The organism is Yimella lutea, from assembly GCF_006715095.1.
Taxonomy (GTDB): Bacteria; Actinomycetota; Actinomycetes; order Actinomycetales; family Dermatophilaceae; genus Yimella; species Yimella lutea.
Genome location: NZ_VFMO01000001.1, coordinates 3,217,919 through 3,241,540, shown reverse-complemented (window position 1 = coordinate 3,241,540; position 23,622 = coordinate 3,217,919). Strand labels below are relative to the sequence as shown.

23 protein-coding genes and 1 riboswitch are annotated in these 23,622 nt (G+C 66.6%); of the genes, 14 read left to right on the top strand and 9 right to left on the bottom strand.

Going from position 1 to position 23,622, the window contains the following annotated elements; translation table 11 throughout:
- Window positions 1-58 precede the first annotated feature (58 nt).
- On the top strand, window positions 59-2,488 hold the full coding sequence (gene pcrA / locus FB459_RS15560; RefSeq protein ID WP_141929134.1) for a DNA helicase PcrA: 2,430 nt from the start codon (window positions 59-61) through the stop codon (window positions 2,486-2,488).
- 54 nt (window positions 2,489-2,542) lie between these two features.
- On the opposite strand, the gene FB459_RS15555 is transcribed toward pcrA, so the two are convergent.
- Window positions 2,543-3,520 (bottom strand): M23 family metallopeptidase, encoded by a 978-nt coding sequence (locus FB459_RS15555; protein WP_141929133.1) that lies wholly within the window; start codon window positions 3,518-3,520, stop codon window positions 2,543-2,545.
- 142 nt (window positions 3,521-3,662) lie between these two features.
- Here FB459_RS15555 and FB459_RS15550 point away from each other — a divergent pair, with 142 nt between their 5' ends.
- The 4 genes from FB459_RS15550 (at window position 3,663) to FB459_RS15535 (ending at window position 7,595) form a co-directional block, all read left to right on the top strand.
- Window positions 3,663-4,127, top strand: coding sequence for a cobalamin B12-binding domain-containing protein (locus tag FB459_RS15550; protein WP_129625934.1), 465 nt, complete (start codon window positions 3,663-3,665; stop codon window positions 4,125-4,127).
- Between the two features lie 49 nt (window positions 4,128-4,176).
- Complete coding sequence (gene sucC, locus FB459_RS15545) at window positions 4,177-5,358, top strand: ADP-forming succinate--CoA ligase subunit beta (protein WP_141929132.1); 1,182 nt, start codon at window positions 4,177-4,179, stop codon at window positions 5,356-5,358.
- A 16-nt stretch (window positions 5,359-5,374) separates the two neighbouring features.
- Complete coding sequence (gene sucD, locus FB459_RS15540; RefSeq protein WP_141929131.1) at window positions 5,375-6,265, top strand: succinate--CoA ligase subunit alpha; 891 nt, start codon at window positions 5,375-5,377, stop codon at window positions 6,263-6,265.
- 103 nt (window positions 6,266-6,368) lie between these two features.
- Window positions 6,369-7,595, top strand: a complete 1,227-nt coding sequence (locus FB459_RS15535) for a cell division protein PerM (protein ID WP_141929130.1) — start codon at window positions 6,369-6,371, stop codon at window positions 7,593-7,595.
- Between the two features lie 12 nt (window positions 7,596-7,607).
- Here the strand turns inward: FB459_RS15535 and FB459_RS15530 are convergent, their stop codons facing one another.
- The 3 genes from FB459_RS15530 to purN form a co-directional block, all read right to left on the bottom strand.
- Complete coding sequence (locus tag FB459_RS15530) at window positions 7,608-8,270, bottom strand: hypothetical protein (RefSeq protein WP_141929129.1); 663 nt, start codon at window positions 8,268-8,270, stop codon at window positions 7,608-7,610.
- Window positions 8,267-8,536 carry a hypothetical protein gene (locus FB459_RS15525; RefSeq protein ID WP_141929128.1) on the bottom strand — a complete coding sequence of 90 codons (270 nt, stop codon included), beginning with the start codon at window positions 8,534-8,536 and terminating at the stop codon, window positions 8,267-8,269. The genes FB459_RS15530 and FB459_RS15525 overlap by 4 nt, the downstream gene beginning before the upstream one ends.
- A 90-nt stretch (window positions 8,537-8,626) precedes the next feature.
- Entirely contained in the window at window positions 8,627-9,253 is a 627-nt protein-coding gene (purN, locus tag FB459_RS15520; RefSeq protein WP_246092486.1) for a phosphoribosylglycinamide formyltransferase, read from the bottom strand.
- A 43-nt stretch (window positions 9,254-9,296) separates the two neighbouring features.
- Window positions 9,297-9,374, top strand: a riboswitch (ZMP/ZTP riboswitch).
- 27 nt (window positions 9,375-9,401) lie between these two features.
- Between purN and purH the strand changes: the two genes are divergently transcribed.
- From purH to FB459_RS15500, 4 genes are all read left to right on the top strand, one after another.
- Window positions 9,402-11,003: a bifunctional phosphoribosylaminoimidazolecarboxamide formyltransferase/IMP cyclohydrolase gene (gene purH / locus FB459_RS15515; protein WP_141929127.1), complete on the top strand. Its 1,602-nt coding sequence runs from the start codon at window positions 9,402-9,404 to the stop codon at window positions 11,001-11,003.
- 150 nt (window positions 11,004-11,153) lie between these two features.
- Complete coding sequence (locus FB459_RS15510; protein WP_141929126.1) at window positions 11,154-12,113, top strand: DMT family transporter; 960 nt, start codon at window positions 11,154-11,156, stop codon at window positions 12,111-12,113.
- Between the two features lie 120 nt (window positions 12,114-12,233).
- Window positions 12,234-13,079 carry a bifunctional methylenetetrahydrofolate dehydrogenase/methenyltetrahydrofolate cyclohydrolase gene (locus FB459_RS15505; protein ID WP_141929125.1) on the top strand — a complete coding sequence of 282 codons (846 nt, stop codon included), beginning with the start codon at window positions 12,234-12,236 and terminating at the stop codon, window positions 13,077-13,079.
- Window positions 13,076-13,336 (top strand): DUF3017 domain-containing protein, encoded by a 261-nt coding sequence (locus tag FB459_RS15500; RefSeq protein ID WP_211345212.1) that lies wholly within the window; start codon window positions 13,076-13,078, stop codon window positions 13,334-13,336. Before FB459_RS15505 ends, FB459_RS15500 begins: the two co-directional genes overlap by 4 nt.
- A gap of 211 nt (window positions 13,337-13,547) precedes the next feature.
- Here the strand turns inward: FB459_RS15500 and FB459_RS15495 are convergent, their stop codons facing one another.
- Window positions 13,548-14,528: a malate dehydrogenase gene (locus FB459_RS15495; protein ID WP_141929124.1), complete on the bottom strand. Its 981-nt coding sequence runs from the start codon at window positions 14,526-14,528 to the stop codon at window positions 13,548-13,550.
- Between the two features lie 157 nt (window positions 14,529-14,685).
- On the opposite strand from FB459_RS15495, the gene FB459_RS15490 reads away from it, so the two are divergent.
- The 3 genes from FB459_RS15490 to FB459_RS15480 all read left to right on the top strand — a co-directional run bounded on the left by FB459_RS15490 (window position 14,686) and on the right by FB459_RS15480 (window position 18,105).
- Window positions 14,686-15,870 (top strand): hypothetical protein, encoded by a 1,185-nt coding sequence (locus tag FB459_RS15490; protein WP_141929123.1) that lies wholly within the window; start codon window positions 14,686-14,688, stop codon window positions 15,868-15,870.
- Between the two features lie 303 nt (window positions 15,871-16,173).
- Window positions 16,174-16,716 (top strand): hypothetical protein, encoded by a 543-nt coding sequence (locus FB459_RS15485; protein WP_141929122.1) that lies wholly within the window; start codon window positions 16,174-16,176, stop codon window positions 16,714-16,716.
- 165 nt (window positions 16,717-16,881) lie between these two features.
- A complete protein-coding gene (locus FB459_RS15480; protein WP_141929121.1) occupies window positions 16,882-18,105 on the top strand; it encodes an NADP-dependent isocitrate dehydrogenase in 1,224 nt (407 codons plus the stop codon).
- 83 nt (window positions 18,106-18,188) lie between these two features.
- Here the strand turns inward: FB459_RS15480 and FB459_RS15475 are convergent, their stop codons facing one another.
- Window positions 18,189-18,701 carry a hypothetical protein gene (locus FB459_RS15475; RefSeq protein WP_141929120.1) on the bottom strand — a complete coding sequence of 171 codons (513 nt, stop codon included), beginning with the start codon at window positions 18,699-18,701 and terminating at the stop codon, window positions 18,189-18,191.
- Window positions 18,702-18,878: 177 nt separating this feature from the next.
- Here FB459_RS15475 and FB459_RS17455 point away from each other — a divergent pair, with 177 nt between their 5' ends.
- Both FB459_RS17455 and FB459_RS15470 read left to right on the top strand, forming a co-directional pair.
- Complete coding sequence (locus tag FB459_RS17455) at window positions 18,879-19,757, top strand: nucleotidyltransferase family protein (RefSeq protein ID WP_170221967.1); 879 nt, start codon at window positions 18,879-18,881, stop codon at window positions 19,755-19,757.
- Window positions 19,750-20,013 carry a PqqD family protein gene (locus tag FB459_RS15470; RefSeq protein WP_170221966.1) on the top strand — a complete coding sequence of 88 codons (264 nt, stop codon included), beginning with the start codon at window positions 19,750-19,752 and terminating at the stop codon, window positions 20,011-20,013. The genes FB459_RS17455 and FB459_RS15470 overlap by 8 nt, the downstream gene beginning before the upstream one ends.
- A gap of 64 nt (window positions 20,014-20,077) precedes the next feature.
- Here FB459_RS15470 and FB459_RS15465 read toward each other — a convergent pair whose 3' ends face one another.
- The 3 genes from FB459_RS15465 to FB459_RS15455 are packed head-to-tail and all read right to left on the bottom strand — an operon-like array spanning window position 20,078 to window position 23,603.
- Entirely contained in the window at window positions 20,078-21,217 is a 1,140-nt protein-coding gene (locus FB459_RS15465; RefSeq protein WP_141929118.1) for a glycosyltransferase, read from the bottom strand.
- Entirely contained in the window at window positions 21,214-22,236 is a 1,023-nt protein-coding gene (locus FB459_RS17450; RefSeq protein WP_170221965.1) for a glycosyltransferase family 4 protein, read from the bottom strand. Before FB459_RS17450 ends, FB459_RS15465 begins: the two co-directional genes overlap by 4 nt.
- Window positions 22,233-23,603, bottom strand: coding sequence for an O-antigen ligase family protein (locus FB459_RS15455; RefSeq protein ID WP_141929117.1), 1,371 nt, complete (start codon window positions 23,601-23,603; stop codon window positions 22,233-22,235). Before FB459_RS15455 ends, FB459_RS17450 begins: the two co-directional genes overlap by 4 nt.
- Window positions 23,604-23,622 lie beyond the last annotated feature (19 nt).

Here is a 23,622-nt window from a genome sequence, read left to right as displayed (position 1 = left end):
GCGATGATCGGCGCAGACTTCGGGGTTGTCGGTGGCACGACATACCCTGGACGGTGAGATGAGCAGCCTGTTCGACGACCTTCCCCTGCCCGGCCTGACCCCCGATTCGGCGTCACCGCACCGCGCGCCCGGTTCCTCCGGCGCGACGACGGACGTCGACGAGCACGGCGTCCCCACCTGGGCGAGCCTGGGCCACGACGCGCCCGAACAACCCCGGGAGCGGCCGAACCGTCCGACCATGCGTGACCCCGAGTCGCTGATCGAGGGACTCAACCCCCAGCAGAAGGAAGCCGTGCTGCACCACGGCTCGCCGTTGCTGATCGTCGCCGGTGCCGGCTCCGGCAAGACACGCGTGCTCACCCACCGCATCGCGCACCTGATGGGTGCGCGTGGCGTCCAGCCCGGTCAGATTCTCGCCATCACCTTCACCAACAAGGCCGCCGCCGAGATGCGCGAACGCGTCGAGGCGCTGGTCGGCCCGGCCGCCAAGATGATGTGGGTGTCCACCTTCCACTCCGCGTGCGTGCGCATCTTGCGCCGCGAGGCGACGAAGGTCGGTCTGAAGTCGACCTTCTCCATCTACGACGCGGCCGACAGCCAGCGACTGATGGCGATGGTCATGCGCGACATGGATCTCGACCCCAAGCGTTTCCCGCCGCGCTCCTTCAGCCACCAGGTGAGCAACCTCAAGAACGAGTTGATCGACGAGGAGACCTACGCCGGACAGGTGGGGGAGGGCACGCATCAGGAGCGGATGCTCGCGGAGGCGTACACGATGTACCAACGCCGCCTGCGGCAGGCGAACGCGCTCGACTTCGACGACCTCATCATGACCACCGTCCATGTGCTGCAGGCCTTTCCGGACGTCGCCGAGTACTACCACCGCCGTTTCCGGCACGTGCTGGTCGATGAGTACCAGGACACCAACCACGCGCAGTACCAACTGGTGAAGGAGTTGGTCGGGCACGGTACGGACGATCCGGCCGTCGGTCAGGTGCCGCCCGCCGAACTCTGTGTCGTCGGTGACGCCGACCAGTCGATCTACGCCTTCCGCGGCGCGACGATCCGCAACATCGTGGAGTTCGAGCAGGACTACCCGGACGCACGCACCATCTTGCTGGAGCAGAACTACCGCTCGACGCAGACCATCCTGCAGGCGGCCAACGCGGTCATTGAGAAGAACGAAGGACGCCGCCCGAAGAACCTCTGGACCGACTCCGGTGACGGGTCGATGATCACCGGCTACGTCGCCGACTCCGAACACGACGAGGCGGCCTTCGTGGCCCGCACCATCGACACGCTCGGTGACGACCATGGGGTGCGTCCGGGTGACGTCGCCGTGTTCTACCGCACTAACGCTCAGTCACGTGCGTTGGAAGAAGTGTTCGTGCGCGTCGGGCTGCCGTACAAGGTCGTCGGCGGCACCCGCTTCTACGAACGCAAGGAGGTCAAGGACGCGCTCGCCTATCTGCGCGTCGTCTCCAATCCGCTCGACACGGTTAACCTGCGCCGCATCCTCAACACTCCCAAGCGCGGCATCGGTGACCGTGCCGAAGGCTGCGTCTCCGCGCTCGCCGAGCGTGAACGGATCACTTTCATCGCCGCGCTCGGCCGAGCGGCGGACGCCCCCGGCATCGCCACCCGATCGGTGGCCGCGATCGAGAACTTCACCTCGATCCTCGAACAGTTCCGGATGGCCCGCGAGACCGAGGGCAACGGCATCGGCGACCTGCTCGAGGTGATCCTCGACAAGTCCGGCTATCTCGCCGAACTCCGTGCCAGCCATGACCCGCAGGACGAGACTCGTATCGAGAACCTCGCCGAACTGGTCGCAGTCGCAAGGGAATTCGACGAGTCTTATCCCGAAGGGTCGCTGGAGGACTTCCTCGAGCAGGTCTCGCTGGTGGCCGACGCCGACGAGATCCCGAAGGGTGACGAGAACGACAAAGGCGTCGTCACGCTGATGACTCTGCACACCGCGAAGGGCCTGGAGTTCCCGGTCGTGTTTCTCACCGGGATGGAGGACGGCACGTTCCCGCATATGCGGGCTCTGGGTGATCCGAAGGAACTCGAGGAAGAACGCCGGCTCGCCTACGTCGGCATCACCCGAGCAAGACAGAGATTGCACATTTCGCGGGCGGAGGTGCGGTCCGCCTGGGGTGCACCGCAGTACAACCCGCCCTCGCGGTTCCTCGACGAGATCCCGCGTCACCTCATCGACTGGGTGCGGGTCGCGACCACCGGAATGCGTCCGTCATCCGCGCCTGCTGTCGCCCGTCTCGCCGCGCGTCCGGGTGTGAAAAGCCCTGGTAATCATCCGATTCCGTCACTCGACGCAGGTGACCGTGTCAGTAGCGACTCCTTCGGGTTGGGCACCGTTGTCCGGCTCGAAGGCAGCGGGGATCGTACGATCGCACACATCGACTTCGGCGGTGACTACGGCGTGAAGCGTCTTGCGCTGCGGTACGGCAAGGTCGAAAAGATCTGAGAACAACGAACAAACCCCACCGCCGAACGGCGATGGGGTTTGTTCGTCGAGAGATCAGAGCAGGCCGCGCGCGGACAGCCAGCCGTACGGGTTGATCGCCACACCGCCGATGTGGATCTCGAGGTGCAGGTGCGGGCCGGTGGAGTTGCCGGTGTTGCCGGACCAGCCGATCATCTGGCCGGCAGCGACCTGCTGGCCCGGGCTGACCGCGAAGCCGGACATGTGCGCGTAGACCGCGCTCACACCATTGCCGAAGTCGATGTTGACGCGCATGCCCTGGCCGCCGTACCAACCGACAGCGGTCACGGTGCCGGACGACATCGAGCGCAGCGGGGTGCCCACCGGGACCGACAGGTCGATACCGCCGTGGTTCGTGGAGCCGATGCCGCCGGGGGAGTTGCGGTAGCCGAAGCCGGAGGTGAAGACACCTGCGCAGCCGGCGATCGGGCAGACGTAACCACCGCTGTTGGTGTTGACAGCTGCCGGTGCACCGGTGGCCCGCTCCGGCGCACGAGCTGTCGAGCTCACCGGGCCGTTGCCGGCGGAGGCGCCGTACTGCTGGGTGGGCGCCGGCAGGCCGGTGGCCGCCTGACGCGTCGGCTGCTGCTCGAGGCGCGGCGCCGCAAGGGCCTTCGGCGGTTCGACGTGGTCGCGTGCGGTGGTGGCCGTGCTCATGGCCGCGACCGCGGCCTTCTGCTTCGCGGTGGCCTTGAGCGTCTTCGCCCGTGTCTGGGCGGCAGTCTTGGCCTTGGCGCGGGCCGTGACGGCCGCCCTCACCTTGGCGTCGACCGCGGCAGAAGCGCGGGTCGCGCTGCGCGACACCGACTGGTTCTGCGCTGTGACGGTCCACGAGTTCACCGCTTCGACGGTGCCGACGGTCGTCGGCCCCGTGGCGTAGGTGGCCCCGTTCGCCGTGCTGACCGCCCCCGCAGCCACAGCACCGGCAACAACGGCCGTCGTCGGGAGGATGACCTTCCCTCGCTTGATGAACGAGGGACCGGACTGGCGGTGCCGCCCTTTGTAACGAGTCAAAACAGGGACCAACTTCTTCTCTTCGGGGGGCCGAGCGGGGAACACCGTACCGTGATCATCCCGTGACATTCCAATCCCCAAGAAAATCTGTGAACAACACCACAATGCGATTGGACCCGCCCGCAGGTCTACGCTTGAGAGCATGAACGATTCGGCGCCGTCCGCAGCAGTTTCTCCCGAGTCCACGGCTGATCAGGCTGTTTCCCCGTTGCGTGTCGTCGTGGCCAAGCCCGGGCTCGACGGACATGACCGCGGTGCAAAGGTTGTGGCCCGTGCCCTGCGTGACGCCGGCATGGAGGTCATCTACACCGGCCTGCACCAGACGCCCGCGCAGATCGTCGAGGCGGCGATCCAGGAGGACGCCGACGCCATCGGAATGTCGGTGCTCTCGGGAGCGCACATGACGTTGTTCGCCGAGGTGATGAAACTGCTCGCGGCCAAGGATGCCGAAGACATCGTGGTGTTCGGTGGCGGCATCATCCCCGAGGAGGACATCCCGGCCCTGGAAGGTCTCGGAGTCGCCACAGTTTTCACTCCCGGCGCAACCACCACGGACATCGTGGAATGGACTCGGACCCACGTGGGCGGCGTCACAGCCGAGGGCTAGAGTGCGAGGCGGAAATCCCTTTGAACCCCGAGAAGAGGATGGATTCCGCGTGGATCTTTTCGAGTACCAAGCGCGAGACATGTTCGAGGCGCACGGCGTCCCGGTCCTGGCCGCCAAGACCGCCACGACTGCGGCTGAGGCCAAGGCAGCTGCCGAGGAGATCGGAGCCAAGTCCGGCGGTGTGACCGTCGTCAAGGCCCAGGTCAAGACCGGTGGACGCGGCAAGGCCGGCGGCGTGAAGGTCGCCAAGACCGCCGACGAGGCGGAGCAGTATGCCGAGCAGATCCTCGGCATGGACATCAAGGGCCACACCGTCGGCACCGTGATGATCGCCCAGGGCGCGAAGATCGCCGAGGAGTACTACTTCTCGATCCTGCTCGACCGTGCGAACCGCAGCTACCTGGCCATGTGCTCCAAGGAGGGCGGCATGGACATCGAGCAGCTCGCTGTGGAGCGACCGGAAGCTCTGGCCAAGGTGAACGTCGACCCCAACGTCGGCATCGACGAGGCCAAGGCGAAGGAAATCGTCGACGAGGCCGGCTTCGACGCCGAGACCGGCGCGAAGATCGTCCCCGTCCTGCAGAAGCTGTGGGAGGTCTACTCGGGCGAGGATGCAACGCTCGTCGAGGTCAACCCGCTGGTGAAGACCGAGGACGGCGAGATCGTCGCTCTCGACGGCAAGGTCTCACTCGATGCGAACGCCGACTTCCGCCACCCCGAGCACGAGGCTCTTGAGGACAAGGCCGCGGCCGACCCGCTGGAGGCCAAGGCCAAGGCGATGAACCTCAACTACGTCAAGCTCGACGGCAACGTCGGCATCATCGGCAACGGCGCCGGCCTGGTCATGTCGACCCTGGACGTCGTTGCCTACGCCGGTGAGGAGCACACCGGCGGTAAGTCGAAGCCGGCCAACTTCCTCGACATCGGTGGCGGAGCCTCCGCCGAGGTCATGGCCAACGGCCTCGACGTCATCCTGAACGACGAGCAGGTCAAGTCCGTCTTCGTCAACGTCTTCGGCGGAATCACCGCCTGTGACGCAGTCGCCAACGGCATCGTCGGCGCACTGAAGACCCTCGGCGACGAAGCCAGCAAGCCGCTGGTCGTCCGCCTCGACGGCAACAACGTCGTGGAGGGCCGCCAGATCCTCGCCGACTTCAACCACCCGCTGGTCACCATCGAAGAGACCATGGACGGCGCTGCCCGCAAGGCCGCCGAACTGGCCGCGAACTGAACAGGACTGAAGACTCGTGTCGATTTTTCTCAACGCTGACTCCAAGGTCATCGTCCAGGGCATGACCGGCTCGGAGGGCATGAAGCACACCACGCGCATGCTCGCCTCGGGCACGAACATCGTCGGTGGCGTGAACCCGAAGAAGGCCGGCCAGACCGTCGATTTCGACGGTGGCAAGCAGGTCAAGGTCTTCGGTTCCGTGCAGGAAGCCATGGACGAGACCGGCGCGAACGTGTCGGTCGTCTTCGTGCCGCCGGCGTTCGCCAAGGCTGCCGTCGTCGAAGCCGTGGACGCCGAGATGCCGCTGATCGTGGTCATCACCGAGGGCATCCCGGTGAAGGACTCCGCGGAGTTCTTCAACTACTGCAAGGACAAGGGCACCAGCCGCATCATCGGTCCCAACTGCCCCGGCATCATCAGCCCCGGACAGTCGAACGCCGGCATCATCCCGGCCGACATCGCCGGTCCGGGCAAGATCGGTCTGGTGTCGAAGTCTGGCACCCTGACCTACCAGATGATGTACGAGCTGAAGGACTTCGGCTTCTCCACCGCTATCGGTATCGGTGGTGACCCGATCATCGGCACCACCCACATCGACGCGCTCGAAGCATTCGAGGCCGACCCCGAGACCGTCGCGATCGTCATGATCGGCGAGATCGGTGGCGATGCCGAGGAGCGCGCCGCGGCGTACATCAAGGACAACGTCTCCAAGCCGGTCGTCGGTTACGTCGCGGGCTTCACCGCCCCCGAGGGCAAGACCATGGGCCACGCCGGTGCGATCGTGTCCGGTTCGTCCGGTACCGCCCAGGCGAAGCAGGAGGCCCTCGAGGCCGCCGGCGTCAAGGTCGGCAAGACGCCGTCCGAGACTGCCGACCTCATGCGCGAAATCATGAAGAACCTCGGCTGACCGAGTTCTTGTCGGGCCCGGAGACACTGTCTCCGGGCCTGATTCTTTTGGGTACGGCGCGCCTGAACGGCCTGCGCGGGCTCCCGCGTCACCATGGTTCGCGATGAGCCTGCTCGACCGTGTCACTCCTGCTGCCCGCACCGAATCGGATGGACGATCCGTCGGACGCGGCGCGCCGCCGTACGCGCTCGCGTTCGGCTACGGCGTGCTCGCTCCGGTGGCTTTCGCCCTGCTGTTGTTCGCGCCGGTGCTGGCGTCCTGGACGCTCGACCCGCGCACCTCGACGCAGTGGGCCGACGCTCTGGCGATCACCGCCTCCGGGGTCGGGCTGACGCTGCGCGGCTCGATCTCGGTGCCGCACAACGAGATCGAGGGTCTGCACTTCGCGCCGATGTTGCTGTCCGCCCTGCTTCTGCTGCTCACCCGGTTCGCCTACCGACCCGTCCAGAGCGCTCTGGACGACGCGGACGCGGCCGGCGATGAGCAACAGCGCACCCCGCTGGCGTTTCTTGCTGGCTTCGTGATCTCCTGCCTGGGCGTCACCGCCGTGTCGCTGTCCGGATCGGCTCCGGTGAAGTGGTGGAGCGTCCTGCCCGGAGCGATTCTGATCGCGCTTGCCGCAGTGATCTGGTCGATCCGGCGCGACGGCACGGGGGTGGAACTACCGTGGGCAGCGAACCTGGCCGAGCGGCTGCACCTCAACGTCCGACGCTCGCTGCGTCCGGCGATCGAAGGAGTCGGCGTCCTGTTGACCGCGGGCGCCATGGTGACGTTCGTGCTGGTGATGACGCGGCTCGACCGGGTCGGCAAGGTCGCGGCGCTGCTCGATGTGCACGGCAGCGGGATCGCGTTGCTGTGGTTCGCGCAAGTGCTGGCGCTGCCCAACCTGATCCTGTTCGCGACCGGTTGGCTGACCGGCGCGCCGGTTGTGCTCGGTATGGGTGAGTTGAGCACCTCGTCGGCGACGGCCACCGTGCTGCCGAGCATCCCGGTGCTCGGCGCGTTGCCCGAACCCGGTGCCTTGCCGGGAGTCTTCCGGCTTGCCCTGCTGATCCCGGTACTGGCCGGCGCCTTCATCGGTTGGCGCGCCACGTGGTCCATGCCCGTGCTGACCCACCTGGGTCGCAAGCTGCAGGTGGCATCGTCTGCGGCGGGCCTCGGCGCGTTGGTGGTGTCGATCCTGTTGTGGTGGAGCCGCGCCGGGATGAACCCGGGCCGACTCGACCTCATCGGGCCGGCCATGACCTCGGCGCTCTGGGTCGCGGGGGAGTTGCTGGTCGGTGCTGTGATCGCAGCCACAGCGGTGCACTACCGGCGCCGCCTGCGCTGAGGCGAAGGCCGGTCAGCGGCCGATCCGGGGCACCTTCGGTGCGTCGATCTCCACGGGTACCACACTGTCGAACACCTCGATCTCCCCGGCCGGGCGGATCCTGCGACCGCCCGGTCGGCTGACGAGGCTGCGGGCGAGTTCGTAAGGGTCACCGTCGCGTTGTGTATGCACCCAATGGTCGGCCTGCTCGCGCAGCACCTCCAGGCACCGGGTCCGCAGGAAGTCCAGTTCGTGCTCGACGGCTTCGGTCGCGCTCCTACCGGTGACGGTGCCTTCGTCCGCCTTGGCCCCGACGAGATGCTCGGAGATCGAATGAGTCGGCAACGCCCGCGGATGGACCAGCGACGAACCGGTGTCGAGGCTGCGCGGCATCGTCTCGTCGAGGTAATCGGGCTCCTCGCTGATCGTCTGACGACGTTCCAGCGCCTCGGCGTAGTCCAGCAATGCACGCCCTGCGGCGTCGAGGGTCGCGGTGAGTTCGAGCAGTCGGGTCGACAGATGAGCACTCGAGCGGACGAACGTCGCGAGTTCGTCGGCCGGTAGCTGGGTGACGACCGAGGCGGCAGCTGACAGGACGTTCACGCGCTGGCGGGTCAGCGGAGTCGTCTGATCGGCGAACCGCTTAGCGATCGCGCGGATCTGCGCCGGGTCGTTCAGCGTCGGTGGAGTTGTCACTGGCTGCCCTCTTCGTGCGTGGCGGCCTGGGCGTGGACGAACTCGCTGAGGTGAGCAATGCCGTCGGCGATCCCGTCGGCCGTGCCGGTGACGACCGCAAGACTTCGCGCGACCAGCGTGGACAACTCATCGTCGACGATCTGGTCGGTCGGGACGGTGAATGTCTCGGCGACCGAGCGAATCACCGATTCCGAATGCTCGAGAACGACCGCCTGGGCACGCAACTCGCGTGCATCGGCGTCGAGAGCCGCGTCGCGATCGATCATGTGTCCCTTCCAACCGTTGTCTCGCCCGGCTGTCGGGGGCGATTGCGTCGTTCCTTCGAGGGTACGAAACGCGGTGGCCCGGTGGGGGTTTCAGCCGCTGTCGGTGCTGCCGATGCGCACGCGACGTCCCTCGACCCGGAAACCCTTACGTGCCATGCGTCCGACGTACTCCACGAGTTGGGGCCGCTCGGCCTGCTTGATCCGCTCGGTGAGCGTCTCCACGTCGTCGTTGTCGTCGACCGGAACGACGCACTGGGCGACGATCGCGCCGGTGTCGATGCCCTCGTCCACCACGAAGAGCGTCGCACCGGTCACCTTGACGCCGTACTCGAGGGCGTCGGCCGGCCCATGAATTCCGGGAAAGCTCGGCAACAGCGCGTTGTGGCTGTTGAGATATCGGCCGCCGAACCTTGACAGGAACGCCGGCCCCACGAGCTTCAGGAAGCCCGCGGACACGACCAGATCGGGGGAGTACTCGGCCACTTTCGCCCCGAGCGCGTCGTCCCACGCCTGCCGGGACTCGAAGTCCTTGGTGCGCAGGACGAAGGTGGGGACGCCGGCGCGCTCGGCACGGTCAAGTCCGAGTACGTCCGGACGGTCGGAACCCACGGCCACGATCTCCACTCCGTACGAGTCGTCCGCGGACGCGTCCAGCAGGGCTTGGAGCAGCGAGCCGGAACCGGACAGGAGGACGACCACGCGGGCGGGAGAATTCACGCAGGCGAGGTTACCGCTCGGGTCCTCACGCCCCCTCGGTACGCTGGGCGCACACGACTGGCGCAGGTGGGTGACCACCAGGGAGTGACTGGATCGTGGATCGATCGCCTGGGTCCACATCGCATGCAAGCGACTGTTCAGGAGTGTCATGTCCGTCGATCAACGTCCGATCAAGCGCGCCCTCGTCTCCGTGTACGACAAGACCGGGCTGGAGGATCTGGCCCGCGGTCTGCACGAGGCCGGTGTGGAACTCGTCTCGACCGGGGGCTCGGCCGCCCTCATCGAGAAGCTCGCTCTGCCGGTCACCAAGGTCGAGGACCTCACCGGCTTCCCCGAATGCCTCGACGGACGCGTGAAGACGCTGCACCCGCGGGTGCACGCCGGCATCCTGGCGGACACGCGCAAGCCCGAGCACGTCACGCAGTTGGGCGAGCTGGGGGTCGAGCCGTTCGACCTGGTGGTCAGCAACCTGTACCCGTTCACCCAGACCGTCGCCTCCGGTGCCTCACCCGACGAGTGCGTCGAGCAGATCGACATCGGCGGCCCCTCGATGGTGCGTGCCGCCGCCAAGAACCACCCGAGCGTCGCGATCGTCACCGATCCGGCGTCGTACGACGCGGTGCTGGAGGCGGTCCGCGCGGGTGGGTTCACGCTCGAGCAGCGCAAGCGTCTGGCAGCGGAGGCCTTCGTGCACACCGCTACCTATGACGTCCATGTGGCGTCCTGGATGGGCAACGTGCTCACCGACACCTCCGACGGCGACGGCTACCCGGCGTGGATCGGTGCCACCTGGACCAAGTCACAGACGCTGCGTTACGGAGAGAACCCTCACCAGTCGGCAGCGTTGTACGACAACGGTTTCCAGCCCGGCGGCCCCGGCCTGGCGCAGGGTGAACTGCTGCACGGCAAGCCGATGAGTTTCAACAACTACACCGACGCGGACGCCGCCCACCGGGCCGCGTACGACCAGGGCGACGAGCCGACCGTCGCGATCATCAAGCACGCCAACCCGTGCGGGATCGCCGTCGGCTCCGACATCGCGGACGCGCACCGCAAGGCGCACGCGTGCGACCCGGTGTCGGCGTTCGGCGGTGTCATCGCAGCGAACCGGACGGTGACCCGCGAGATGGCCGAGACGGTCAAGGACATCTTTACCGAGGTCGTCATCGCGCCCGATTTCGAGTCCGAGGCGCTGGAGGTGCTTCAGGGCAAGAAGAACATCCGCCTGCTCAAGGTCGCGCCCCGACGCATGGGCGGCGACATGCGACACATCTTCGGCGGCATGTTGCTGCAGGACGGCGACGCGCTCGACGCCGAGGTCACGGACGAGTCCGGGACAGTGATCGGGGGCGACGAGGTCGACAACTGGCGCCTGGTCGCCGGCAACGCGGCCGACGAGGCGACGCTCGCCGATCTGCGCTTCGCCTGGCGGGCTGTGCGTGCGGTGAAGTCGAACGCGATCCTGCTCGCCAAGGACGGTGCGTCCGTCGGCGTCGGGATGGGCCAGGTCAACCGGGTCGACTCCTCCCACCTCGCGGTCTCACGCGCGGGTGAAGAGCGAGCTCGCGGCGCTGTCGCCTCGTCCGACGCGTTCTTCCCGTTCGCCGACGGACTCCAAGTGCTGATCGACGCCGGGGTGAAAGCCGTTGTCGCACCTGGTGGTTCGATGCGCGACCAGGAAGTGATCGACGCCGCGAACGCCGCCGGTGTGACGACGTACTTCACCGGCACGCGCCACTTCGCGCACTGAGCCTCACGATCATCGAGCAGAAGTCGCGGACGTATCGAGCAGGGTCCGCGACTTCTGCTGTTCTCGAGCGGGGTCCGCGGCGGGCGCGACACGGTCCGCCTACTGACCCGCATCGCATGCGGATGAAGTATCGGAACACAATGGATCTCGATGTCCACCACTACTGAAGTCCATTCTGCGCGCGTCCAGTTCCTTGCGCTCGCCGGCGCGTTCTCCTCCGGCGCGATGCTCGCTGTCCAGTCACGCTTGAACGGCGTCGTCAGCGAACACAGCGGACGCCCGCTGATGGCGGCGTTGTGGAGCTTCGGCTCCGGACTCGTCGTGTTGACCATCGCTGTGCTGGTGACTGCGCCGGTGCGGCGAGGCGTCCTGCGGATCATCGAAGCGCTGCGAGCCGGCCGGTTGAAGTGGTGGCAGTGCATCGGTGGGTTCTTCGGCGGGCTGTTGGTGGCCGTGCAGGCGTGGTCGGTGCCGATCGTCGGTGTCGCAATCTTCAGCGTGGCCGTTGTCGGCGGGCAGACCCTGAACGGACTGCTCGTCGACCGGCTCGGACTGGGACCGGCGGGAGTGCATGCGGTGACCGGTGTCCGGTTGCTCGCCGCGATCGTGGCTGTCGTGGGAGTCGTGGTCGCTTCGACCGCCGGAGGGGCGGGGGAGTTCTCGCTGTTGCCCGCGGTCGCTGCGTTCCTGGTGGGAGCCGGTATGGCGGTCCAGCAGGCGGTCAACGGACGCGTGTCGGTCGCGAACAAGAGTCCGATGGCGACGACCTGGCAGAACTTCTTAGTCGGCACCGTCACGCTGCTCGTCGTGAGCCTCGTCGTGCTGCTGACGTCCGGGACTCACGATTGGACGCTGTCGAGCGACGTGCCGCCCTGGGCGCTGACCGGCGGACTGATCGGGATCGTCTTCATCGCGATCACGTCGTGGGCGGTACGGATCACCGGCGTGTTGATCTTCGGCCTGCTCGCCGTCGCCGGTCAGCTGTTGACGGCCGTCGGTCTTGATCTGATCGATCCTGCGGCCCGAGACCGCATCGGTGCGCAACTGTTGATCGGACTGCTGATCACATTGGTCGCGGCCGTGGGGGCAGGTCTCGCCCGCAATCGCTGAAGGCTGTTGCACCTGCACGAGAGCTTCTTCCCGCAGGCGGGCGCCTCGCCCACCACGGCGACCTCCGATTGTCAGTAGTCGGCGAACCTCGAACCGTGCCACCTGGCAGGATGGGTGACCGTGACCGCAATCGTGATGGACGGCAAGGCGACTCTGCGAGCGATCAAGGACGAACTGCGCACCCGCGTCGCCGTTCTCGCCGAGAAAGGTGTGACTCCCGGTCTCGGCACAGTCCTCGTCGGGGACGACCCCGCGTCGCACTGGTACGTGGGTGCCAAGCACAAGGACTGCGAATCGATCGGCATCCGCGGGTTGCGTCATGACCTTCGCGCGTCGGCCACGCAGGCCGAGGTGGAAGCGGTCATCGACGAACTCAACGCGGACGACGCGTGCACCGGGTTCCTCGTCCAGCAGCCCACCGGCCTCGACGAATTCGCCCTGTTGTCAAGGGTTTCCCCTGAGAAGGACATCGACGGTCTGCACCCGGTGAACCTCGGCAAGCTGGTGCTCGGCAAGGACGGCCCGCTGCCCTGCACTCCGCTCGGCGCGATCGAACTCCTGCGGCGCTACCAGGTGCCGATCGACGGAGCGAACGTCGTCGTGGTCGGACGCGGGCTGACCGTGGGCCGCCCGCTTGGCCTGCTGCTGACCCGCCGCTCGGAGAACGCGACAACCACGTTGTGCCACACCGGAACTCGTGCCCTTGCCAACCACGTCCGCGAAGCCGACATCGTCATCGCCGCGGCCGGAGTGCCCGACCTCATCACCAAGGACATGGTCAAGCCAGGTGCAGCCGTCATGGACGTCGGCGTGAGCCGCCGCGACGGCAAGATCGCCGGCGACGTGGCGAAGGACGTCGCCGAGGTCGCCGGGTGGATCACCCCCAACCCGGGCGGGGTCGGCCCGATGACCCGCGCGATGTTGCTGAGCAATCTGGTCACGATCGCCGAACAGAAGGTGGCGTGAGGCGTCCGCCGCTCGGTCCGGCCTGGTCTCTGCTGGCCGCCGGCGCCGTGTTCTCCATCGCCGTCCTGGTGCTCGGCGACGTGCGCACGGGCGGTTATCTGCTGGCGGCGACCGCGGCCGGGGGAGCTCTGCTGCGCCTGGCGTTGCCGGAGCGGTTAGCGGGCGGCATCGTCGTCCGTCGCCGAGGCACCGATGTCCTGATGTACGGACTGCTTGCCGTCGCACTCGCGACGGTGTTCTCACTCGTCCGGCTCTGATTCTTCCGGCACGGCGAAGGGCCCCGGAACCTGCAACGGTCCGGGAGCCCTGCGCCAGTGCGTACTGCTACGGCTGTACGAAGACCGGATCTTCTGCTGCGCGGCCTTTGGCGACGGGCTACTTACCGGGTCTTTATGTACTGCCCTCCCTCGGGGTGGGACGACGATGCCCCACGACCGACTGGTCGTGGGGCTCGCGCGCGAGTGAGACTCAGATGAGGCCGAGCTTCTCCACCGCGGCGCGCTCGTCCTGCAAGCGCTTGGCGGACGCCAAGATGCGCTCCTTGCTGAAGTCGTTCAGTTCCAGACCCTGGACGATCTCGTACTTGCCGTTCTTCACGCGGCACGGGAAGGAGGAGATGATGCCTTCCGGCACGTCGTACGAGCCGTCGGTCGGGACGGACATCGAGACGATCTGGTCGGTGCCGAGCATCCAGTCGCGCATGTGGTCGATGGTCGCCGAGGCAGCCGATGCGGCGGACGATGCACCGCGCGCCTTGATGATCGCGCCACCGCGGGTGGCGACGGTCGGGATGTACTCGTCCTTGATCCAGGCCTCGTCGACCAGGTCGGCCGCAACCTTGCCGCTGACCTTCGTGTTGTAAAGGTCCGGGTACATCGAGTCGTCGTGGTTGCCCCAGATCGCGAGGTCCTTGATCTCGTCGACCGCGACCTCGAGCTTCTTGGCGAGCATCGCCTTCGCACGGTTGTGGTCGAGACGGGTGAGCGCGTTGAACCGCTCGGCCGGGATGTCGGGGGCGTTCTCCTTGGCGATGAGCGCGTTGGTGTTCGCCGGATTACCGGTGACCAGGATCTTGACGTCGTCGGCGGCGACCTTGTTCAGCGCGGCGCCCTGGCCGGTGAAGATCTTGCCGTTGGCGGAGAGCAGGTCGGAGCGGTCCATACCCTCCTTGCGCGGCATGGCGCCGACCAGCAGGGCCGCGTTGGCGCCGTCGAACATCTTCTCGGCGTCGTCGCCGATCTCGACGGAGTGCAGCAGCGGGAACGCGCAGTCGTCCAGTTCCATGACGACGCCCTCGAGCGCCTTCAGCGCAGGGGCGACTTCGAGCAACTGCAACTGGACCGGGGTGTCCGGGCCGAGCAGGGCTCCGCTGGCGATGCGGAAAAGAAGGCTGTAACCGATCTGGCCGGCGGCGCCGGTGACGGCGACCTTGACAGGCTGGGTGCTCACGTAAATCCCCTCAGGACGTCTACGGGTGGGTACGGGTCGAAAGTATCAGCGGTCGGTGCGTGACGCCCCGGCAGCCATGGGATATGGGAATTGTGTGACCAGTGCGGCGAAGGCGGCATACTGTCCGAGGAATTCCACCTGATCGAAGGGACCTCCCGTGCGCCGAAGCCTGTGGCCGTTCGCCCTCGGGCTGCTGCTGATCCTGGACGTCGCACTCGTCGCCTGGGCGATGCGTCCGGGGGAGCGGACGGCGCAGGACGCCGATGTGACGGCGACGTCATCGGCGCCCTCGTCGGCGACGACAGCCGCGAACAGTTCGACCGTCGCGGCCGCGCCCGACCGGGTGATCGTGCTGCCGACCGGCGCAGCGAGCGCGTGGCGTGTGGTCACCGGGTCCGCGTGCTCTGGCTCGGTCACCGTCGCGAGCAGTCAGGACTCCGGAGCGACCTGGAAGGCCGGCCCGAAGATCGACCTGCGCATGGTGTCGTCGGTCAGCATCGACGACAACGGACGGCCGGTGCTGACCGGCCTCGACACGGCCTGCAAGCCGGCAACCCTCGTGCTGGAGGACAGCGGTGCGAAGGCGACCGAGACGCAGCCCGGGTGGGCGATCAACCCGGCGGACGCGTCCACGCTGATGCACACCGGCAAGGCGACGGCGAAGGCCTGCGCGACGGGCACTGTCAAGGACCTCGCCATCGACACCGCCGAACGCGCCAACGTGTTGTGCGACGGCGGCGTGGTGCGCCGAACCACCGACTCCGGCGCCACCTGGTCGACGGTCGGCACGGTGAAGAACGCCTCCGGCATCTCGACAGCCGGATCGAGGCAGGGCTACCGGGTCTACGTCGCCAGCAGCCAGAACTGCGGCATCCGGGTGGCCGCGCTCGCCGACGAGGCGAACGGCTCCGCCAGCGGATGCGTCGAAGGCACCACCGGCGTCAAGTCGGCCGACATCGCGATCTGGGGTCGCACCATCTGGGCGGCCGACCAGACCAAGGCGTGGGTCGTGCCGATGTCCAATCCCGTTGCGGAGCAGTCGTCCACAACCACGCAGAGCTCGACCCAGGAGTCCGCGAGCTCGACCGAGGCCGCGGCAAGCAACTCCGCGGCGGAGCCGAGCTCGACCTCCAACCCGTACGTTGCGCCGAGCACCAGCCAGCAGTCGACACCGAGCTCGACCCAGCAGTGGACACCGAGCTCGACCAGGCAATGGACTCCCACCTCGAGCCGTCAGTGGACGTCGAGCTCGACCACTGAGCAGGAGTCGGCCTCGACTGATCCGGGTGCGGGCTTGACCACGACCGCGGCACCACCCGTGGGTGTGGAGAGTGCCCGTTAGTTCGTCGACCGCGAGACGCATCTCCATGGTTGTGTGATAATTGGGTCGTACCTGCCGCCTGGCCGATTCGGGAGTGCGCGACTGCGCACGATGTAGCGGGCACGACCTAGTGGGGAAAGTATGACTTCGGAAAACAGTGTGAACCGTCGGACGGTGGCCAAGGGGATGGCTTGGGCTGCGCCAGTTGTGGCACTCGCAAGTGCCGCGCCCCCCGCCGCGGCCTCACTCCGGATCGATCCGGGAATCAACGGCTGGGTGCTGAATTCGTCCAGGTCTCTAGGTAGCTGCAAGTACACCCTCGAGGTGAACTCAACGCTCAACGGCAACGGGCCAGATGGTGCTCCCTACGGCCTATACCTGTACGACGTGCAGTCGACGGCTGTGATCTCGAACGCGGTCCTCACATATTGGATCATCGGCAACCAGACCGCTACCTGGGCAACGAACATCGGGCACTCGTCGACGTGTTGGTCCGGCCCGGTCCGCGGCACTCCGACGATAAAGGCGGACGGCTTCGTGTACACGCCCTATGTTTTTACCTACACGTGCTCGATCGACCCGGCGAGTGTCAGCGCCGACGGCAGACTCCGCCTGGGTGGTTTCCACGTGACGGCAACCTTCACCCAACCGAGCGACCGCTGTAACAACGTCACCTATTGGACGCAACGGTCAATCACGATCGACCAGGATGGCGTTGGGTCGCAGCCTGCTGTGGACCTGACCTTCGAGCGACGCAATGGAACGCTGGGTCCTTACACCGGCAACCGCGCGCCGCAGGCGCGGAGTGCGTCGGGCAGCGACGGCGTGAGCACGGCAGACACTGCCGTCAGCGTCGCTGCCTCCTAACCGACGTGTACAACGACAACGGCACTCCAAGGCGCTTGGAGTGCCGTTGTCGTTGCGTACGTGACCGGCCGGTAGCGGCCGGGTTGTTCGCTAGCTGCCGGTCGGGGATAGCCTGTTGCGAGCGAACAACGCCGTACCCCCACCGATTCAGGAGCCAGCAACCGCATGGAGAAGATCAAGGTCAAGAACCCCATCGTCGAACTCGACGGTGACGAGATGACGCGGATCATCTGGACCTTCATCAAGGACCGCCTGATCCACCCGTACCTCGACATCGATCTGAAGTACTACGACCTGGGTATGGAGTCGCGCGACGCGACCGACGACCAGATCACCGTCGACGCAGCGAACGCGATCAAGCAGTACGGCGTCGGCGTCAAGTGCGCGACGATCACCCCGGACGAGGCCCGCGTCGAGGAGTTCGGCCTCAAGGAGATGTGGAAGAGCCCCAACGGCACGATCCGCAACATCCTCGGCGGCGTGATCTTCCGCGAGCCGATCATCATCAGCAACATCCCGCGTCTGGTGCCGGGCTGGACCAAGCCGATCATCATCGGCCGTCACGCGCACGGTGACCAGTACAAGGCGCAGAACTTCAAGGTGCCCGGCAAGGGCAAGGTGACGATCACCTACACCCCGGCCGACGGCAGCGAGCCGATGGAGCTCGAGGTCGCCGAGTTCGGTGAGGACGGCGGCGTCGCGATGGGTATGTACAACTACAACAAATCCATCGAGGACTTCGCCCGCGCGTCGTTCAACTACGGCCTGCAGCGCGAGGTGCCGGTCTACCTGTCGACCAAGAACACCATCCTCAAGGCGTACGACGGCGCGTTCAAGGACATCTTCCAGCGCATCTTCGACACCGAGTTCAAGGAGAAGTTCGACGAGCTCGGCCTCACCTACGAGCACCGACTGATCGATGACATGGTCGCGGCAGCGCTGAAGTGGGAGGGCGGTTACGTCTGGGCGTGCAAGAACTACGACGGCGACGTGCAGTCCGACATCGTGGCCCAGGGCTTCGGTTCGCTGGGCCTGATGACCTCGGTGCTCATGACCCCTGACGGCAAGACGGTGGAAGCCGAGGCCGCGCACGGCACGGTCACCCGCCACTACCGTCAGCACCAGCAGGGAAAGGCGACCTCGACCAACCCGATCGCGTCGATTTTCGCCTGGACGCGTGGCATCGCCAAGCGCGGGGAACTCGACGAGACCCCGGAGGTCACCAAATTCGCCGAGACGCTTGAGCGCGTCTGCGTCGAGACGGTCGAGGAAGGCAAGATGACCAAGGACCTCGCGCTGCTCGTCGGAAAGGACCAGGCGTTCCTCACCACCGAGGAGTTCCTCGCCGCGATCGACGAAAACCTGCAGAAGGCGATGAGCGCCGCCTGATTTCGCTGACACAGGTAAGCGGCCCCGACCTGTCGGTGGGGCCGCTTACCTGCTGTGGCGCGTCTCTCGCTGCGCCGACTCACCTAACGTGGCGGCAGGCAGCCGCCGCTGGCGTTAGTTCCGCAGTTGGGCGGAGCATCGATGTCGCTGCTCCATTGAGCGCCGCTTCCGTTGGCAGCGAAGCTGTACTGAAAGCGGATCTTCGATGCGCTGCTCTCACTGTTGAAGAGGAGGTATCCAGTACTGCAGGCACTGCCGGTTCCGATGTCGAGAACCAGCGGGAAACTGGCCCCACTCGGTATCAGCTTCTTCTTAGCGTTGTTCGTCACGTCCCAGATATAAAGTTTGGTCGCGCCGCCCGGACCAGTACACCCGTTCACGGTCGCGCAGATCTGCAGGTAATACCCCCACGACTGGTCGGTCGACTGCCCAGGGCACTTACAACTGTTGCCACCGAAACTGAAGGTCGGCACACACGGCACCGACGCGGCGGCATTGGGCGCAGCTGACACGAGCGCGACGGCGGGCACTGCCCACGCTGCGGATGTCGCTACATTGCGCCGAGTGACGGTGCCGTCGGTCTTGCTTCTACTCATGATTCCCACCTTCAGAGTCGACGTTGGTCGTGCCGAGTCGGATCGGTGGCCCCCCCGGGACTTCGACTCTCCGAGCCCGATAGTAGACCCCTGGTAGGGACTAGGCAACGGAACAGCACGAAGTGGGCAGAACGGAGACCAGACGCGTCGCTGGCCACCGGGGTTAGGCTGCATCCGATGACGATGCAGAGTGGGACCGGTGTACAGCGGGTGGAGGCGCCTTCCGGCGTCCGTGTGGTCCTCGGCAGAGCGGCGGTGCAGCTCATCGCAGATGATGCGGGCGCTCAGTTGCTGCACATCAAAGGCGAGGCTGTCGATTCTCGCCTCAGCCCGAGACAAGCACCTGGCTCAGACGTCGATGCGTTGGTCCGCCCGGCCCACGTCAGCCGGCTCGACACGGCGCTACGTGCCCGTGGCTGGCGGATCCACAGCACCTTCGCGAATGGGTCGCCGTTCGAGCATGCACAGACGTACTTGCACGACTTGTGGGGTTACTTCGATCTACATCGCTGGTTTCCCGGCATCAACCTCCCCGCCGATGAAGCGTTCGAACTGCTGTGGAAGGAACGACAACCCCGCCAGCTCGCGGGGGCGACCGGTTCTGTTCCATCCTTGCCGATGCAGGCCACGATTCTGATCCTGAATGCCGCCAGGTCGGGCGTCGGCGACCCCGTCCAGCGCTGGATCGTAGAGCCGGGCATCGATCCCGCGGTGATCGAGCGCTGTGTTGGGCAACTTCAGGCTCAGGTGGCCTTCGCGGCAGCGACGGGACATCTCGCTGATTTCAGCAGGGAGCCTGACTACACCCTCTGGAGCGCGGTGACGCAGGACGGGAGCCGCACTGCCGAGTGGTTGGGACGGTACCGTGCAGCGCACTCGTGGCGGCAGCGGATTCGGATCATCGCACGTGCGCCGCGCGTCAATATCGATGATTTGTCTCATCGCTTGGGACGGCAGCCGACACGGTCGGAGATTGTTGCGGAGACGATCCGGCGCGCATCGAAAGCAGGGCAGGAGAGTTGGACATGGTGGCGCGGGCGGTCACGACGTGGCTGACCTTGTGATTGGTGAACGTGTCGGCTGGGTATGCACCGACGACACTTTTTACGTTGCGAAGCTGCCGGACGGCCCGTTGATGGCGATGAACGAGACTGCGGCGGCTATTTGGGGGGCATGTCAGGCAGGGACGTCGCGCGAAGGTCTGATCCGCGACCTGGCGGCTCACTACGACATGCCACCGAGTGAACTCGCGCCTGAGGTCGACCGATTCGTCGTGGAACTGCTTGCAGTGGGGATCCTGCGAGAGCGGTGATGTCGCGCTGGAGCCTGGACGCGAGGGCAGTGACCGTTTCTGACCGGCTCCATCGTCTCCGCCCTTACGTCCAGCCCGTGGCAGCGGAGATAACACTCGCCATCTGGCGTGCCCGGTCGTCCCACGACGGCACCGGCCGGTCTGCTCGATCGGAGAACCGCCACCGGCCGGGCACCGCCAAGGCAACAGCATCTGCGAATGCTTCGCCGTCGGCGATCGTCACGCGATCGTCACGCGCATCCCGGAAGCCGGCGACGTTTGTGCTCACCACCGGTCGACCGACCGCCGCGTATTCGTAGACCTTGATCGGGTCGAGACTGTCGGTAAATGCGTTGACCAGGTGTGGCACGACGAGCACGTCAGCGTGCTGGAGATAGGCGGGCACATCCATCACCGGTTTTTGCCCTAGGAGCACCACTCCTGCCCTCTCGAGGCGGGTGCGGTCGTCGGGCGTAAGAAGGTTCGGTCCCACGAGGGTGAGCGTCGCACGGCCGGCGAGACGCTCTGCTGTCCTGATGGCCAGGGACACATCGATGCGGTCGGTGTGCAGCGTCCCGACGTATACGGCGTTGGCGCCGACCGGGAGATCATGTGGGCGCGGTGCGGGTCGGCGGTAGGTCTCCGGATCAACGGCGTTCGGGATGAGGGTGGTGCGACCGGCGCGTTGCTTGGTGCGTTCGAGCGCGGGCGAGCACACGACGATCTGCGCGCACCGGTCGAGCAGCAGTGACTCGTGCTGATGCAATCGCGCCAACTCCGCAGCGGTGCGATCCGCTTGCAGCCAGTCATCGGTGATGTCGTAGATCGCCGGCCAACCCGTCGCGTCGAGCACGTCTGCGCCCCGTGGGTCGTTCACCCACAGCAGAGGACGTTCGAAACCGATGCGCCTCGCCGTCTGCGCGATGTGGCGGGCCCACCGCAGATCCTGTCCGCGATCGATTTTGCGGGGGAGGAGCTTGGTGGGCTCGAGCAGGAGGATTCTGGTGCCGTTCTCGCCCGGCAGGCTCGGGCCCGGACGCAGTGCGCGTCCGGGTCGTGGGCGTCGACCCGAGCGGGCGGCGTGGAGCGGGTCGACGCTCGGCTCGACCCAGAGCACGCGCAGCGCGGGGTCGGTGAGAAGCAGGCGGTGCACGAGGTGTTGGTTGCGGCGCCAGACCTCGTCCCATGCCTCCAACGAGATCACCACGAGGTCGTGTGCGGTCACAGCACGCTCCGGTAGACGGCGTCGGTGGCCTCGGCTTGGGCCTCGATGGTGAAGCGCTCGCGTTGGATCGCGCGCAGGTCCGCGCCATAGGCAACGCGTCGGGTGTCGTCGGCGGCGAGCTCGCGCAGCAGCCGGGCGGCAGCGTCGACGTCACCCGCCGGGAACATCGCTGCATCCGAGGCGGATCCGACGGTCTCCAGGTGGCCGCCGGACGCCGATGCGACCACCGGCAGGCCACCGGCCATCGCTTCCAGGACGGTCAGGCCCAGCGCCTCGGAGGCGGTGGGCGCTACGAGGATCGAGGCCGCATCCATCCGGTCGGGCACGTCGGAGCGGTGCCCGAGGAAGGTTGTGGCTCCGGCGATACCGAGCCGAACAGCGTTGTCCTGCAGGTCGTTACGCAAGGCGCCGTCGCCCACCAACTCCAGCCGCCAGCCTTCGGCGGCAAGGCCCGAGCGCGAGAACGCGCTCAACGTGAGGTCGGTGAGCTTCTCCGGCTCCAACCGCTGCACGACCAGCACGGTGCGTTCGCGTGGCACGTCGGAGTGCGGTCGCACCGGCACGCCGGAGTGGACGACGGTGGATGGCCCATCGATGTGCGCTGCAACGAAGTCGCTCACCGCGATCTGTGCGGCCAAGCGGCGTGTACCGAGGCGCAGGATCGGTCGGAGCGCCGGCCTGCTGCCGCGATGCGTCGCGAAGTGCCGGGTGGCGACGATCGGTGCCGCGCCGGGGGCGAGCCCGGTAATCACTGCCGCCGTCTCCGCAGCCGTCATGTGCGCATTGATCACGTCGGGGCCCCAACTGCGCAGCCGTGCCAACGCGTGGACGACGTCGAAGGTGGTCGTCGCCGGGGTGAACCGTGCGCCGGCCTCGGCCAATGGGGCCTGCATCCGCGAGGCATCGCCACCTATGACCGTCACCTCGTCACCGCGCTGCCGCTGGGTGATGGCCAAACTGAGCACATGGCGTTCGACTCCGGCGAAGTTGCCCGACCGGATCGCGTGGACCACCCTCACCGCGGACTGGCTCCGGCCACCTCGACGCGGTGGCCGCCACCGGCGCCGTGCATAGTCCGGATGTCTGCGCCCGCGCCGGTGGGGTCGAGTTCGGCGGCTCGGCCACCGAGACAGATGCCGATGATGACGAACGGCAGAGACGCTGTCACGGCCACCCAGAAGATGTCGAGTTGCCCCTGCACCATGCGATCGACCAGCACGCCGAAGGCGATCATTCCATAGACCGAGCGGTCGCGCGAGGTGACTACGACGCTGCCGATGGCCCAGATCACGAAGCCGAGCACGCCGACGAGGCCGGCCGACGAGCCGACCTCGAGCAATGCATTGGGTGGTTGGAAGCGGTGGGTGAACCGGTTGGTGTACCACCAGCGCAGGCCGACCCCGACGAGAGGTTGGTGCGCCCAGACGTCCATCGTGTCGGCGAACCAGGTGACTCGTTGGTTGGCCGAGTTGAACTGCGCGGCATCGGAAGTCGTGCTGAGTTGTTCCTGCACGGTGAGTGTGGTGAAGCCGAGGGCAGGAACTGCCGCGAACGTCAGCACGCGGCGCGGGTGCTTCACGCCCCGGCGCACGGCGACGACCGCCATGGCAACAGCGAGACCGACGATCGCCTGGCGCGACTGGCTCATCCCGAGCGCCACCAGCAGCAGGCCGAGCACCACGGGGGTGAGCCGACCGAGCTTCATCTGGGGTGGCCGAAGCCAGGCGACGATGGCGCAGACGCTCATGAGCGGTCCGATGAAGTTCTTGTGCATCGGCATCGGCATCGGCGACGTCACGTACACCGCAGAGAAGTCGCCTCCGGCGTACTGCCGCAGACCGGTGACGATCGTGATCACCGCGAGCACGCTCGCGCAGGCGAGCAGGATGCTGAGGCCGAGCCCGGCGTAGCCGCGCCTCCCGATGGTCCAGCCGACGACCAACGCCCCGCTGATCAACAGCCATTCGTGTGCCCACTCGAAGTAGTTCGCGCGGTAGGGGTTCTGGATGAGGGTGAACAGTAGGCACGCCTGGTAGGTCGCCGACAGCCACAGCAGCGTACGCAGCGTTGGGGAGAACGGACGCGGTGCAAGCAGCACCGCCGGCCAGAAGGCAACGAAGAGTGCAAGATCGGACACCGACAGGTCAATGCCACCGAGCCCCGCCCGAGTGCTGATGAGGTAGAGCGGGAGGAACGCGATCGGCACCAGCGCCGACTCGGTGAGGCTGAGCGCGAACAACAACACGATCGCCGCCCCGATCACCACCAAGGTCGGCCGGTGCGGAATCTGTTGGCCGGCGCCGAACAGTAGTGCCAGGGCGACGACTGCCACCAACGCGACGCCGCCCCAATGCAGCAGCCGTCGCACGGTGCTGTGTGCGGCCACGCGTTCCCCTCCTGCTCTC

Coding starts and splice junctions, on each gene's coding strand:
- FB459_RS15525 (WP_141929128.1), bottom strand. CDS start 8,536: ATGATCGATCGCGACGCGGCTCTCGACGCCGATGCACGCGAGTTGCGT.
- FB459_RS15480 (WP_141929121.1), top strand. CDS start 16,882: ATGGAGAAGATCAAGGTCAAGAACCCCATCGTCGAACTCGACGGTGAC.
- FB459_RS15550 (WP_129625934.1), top strand. CDS start 3,663: ATGAACGATTCGGCGCCGTCCGCAGCAGTTTCTCCCGAGTCCACGGCT.
- FB459_RS15535 (WP_141929130.1), top strand. CDS start 6,369: ATGAGCCTGCTCGACCGTGTCACTCCTGCTGCCCGCACCGAATCGGAT.
- purH (WP_141929127.1), top strand. CDS start 9,402: ATGTCCGTCGATCAACGTCCGATCAAGCGCGCCCTCGTCTCCGTGTAC.
- FB459_RS15475 (WP_141929120.1), bottom strand. CDS start 18,701: ATGAGTAGAAGCAAGACCGACGGCACCGTCACTCGGCGCAATGTAGCG.
- FB459_RS17455 (WP_170221967.1), top strand. CDS start 18,879: ATGACGATGCAGAGTGGGACCGGTGTACAGCGGGTGGAGGCGCCTTCC.
- pcrA (WP_141929134.1), top strand. CDS start 59: ATGAGCAGCCTGTTCGACGACCTTCCCCTGCCCGGCCTGACCCCCGAT.
- FB459_RS15510 (WP_141929126.1), top strand. CDS start 11,154: ATGTCCACCACTACTGAAGTCCATTCTGCGCGCGTCCAGTTCCTTGCG.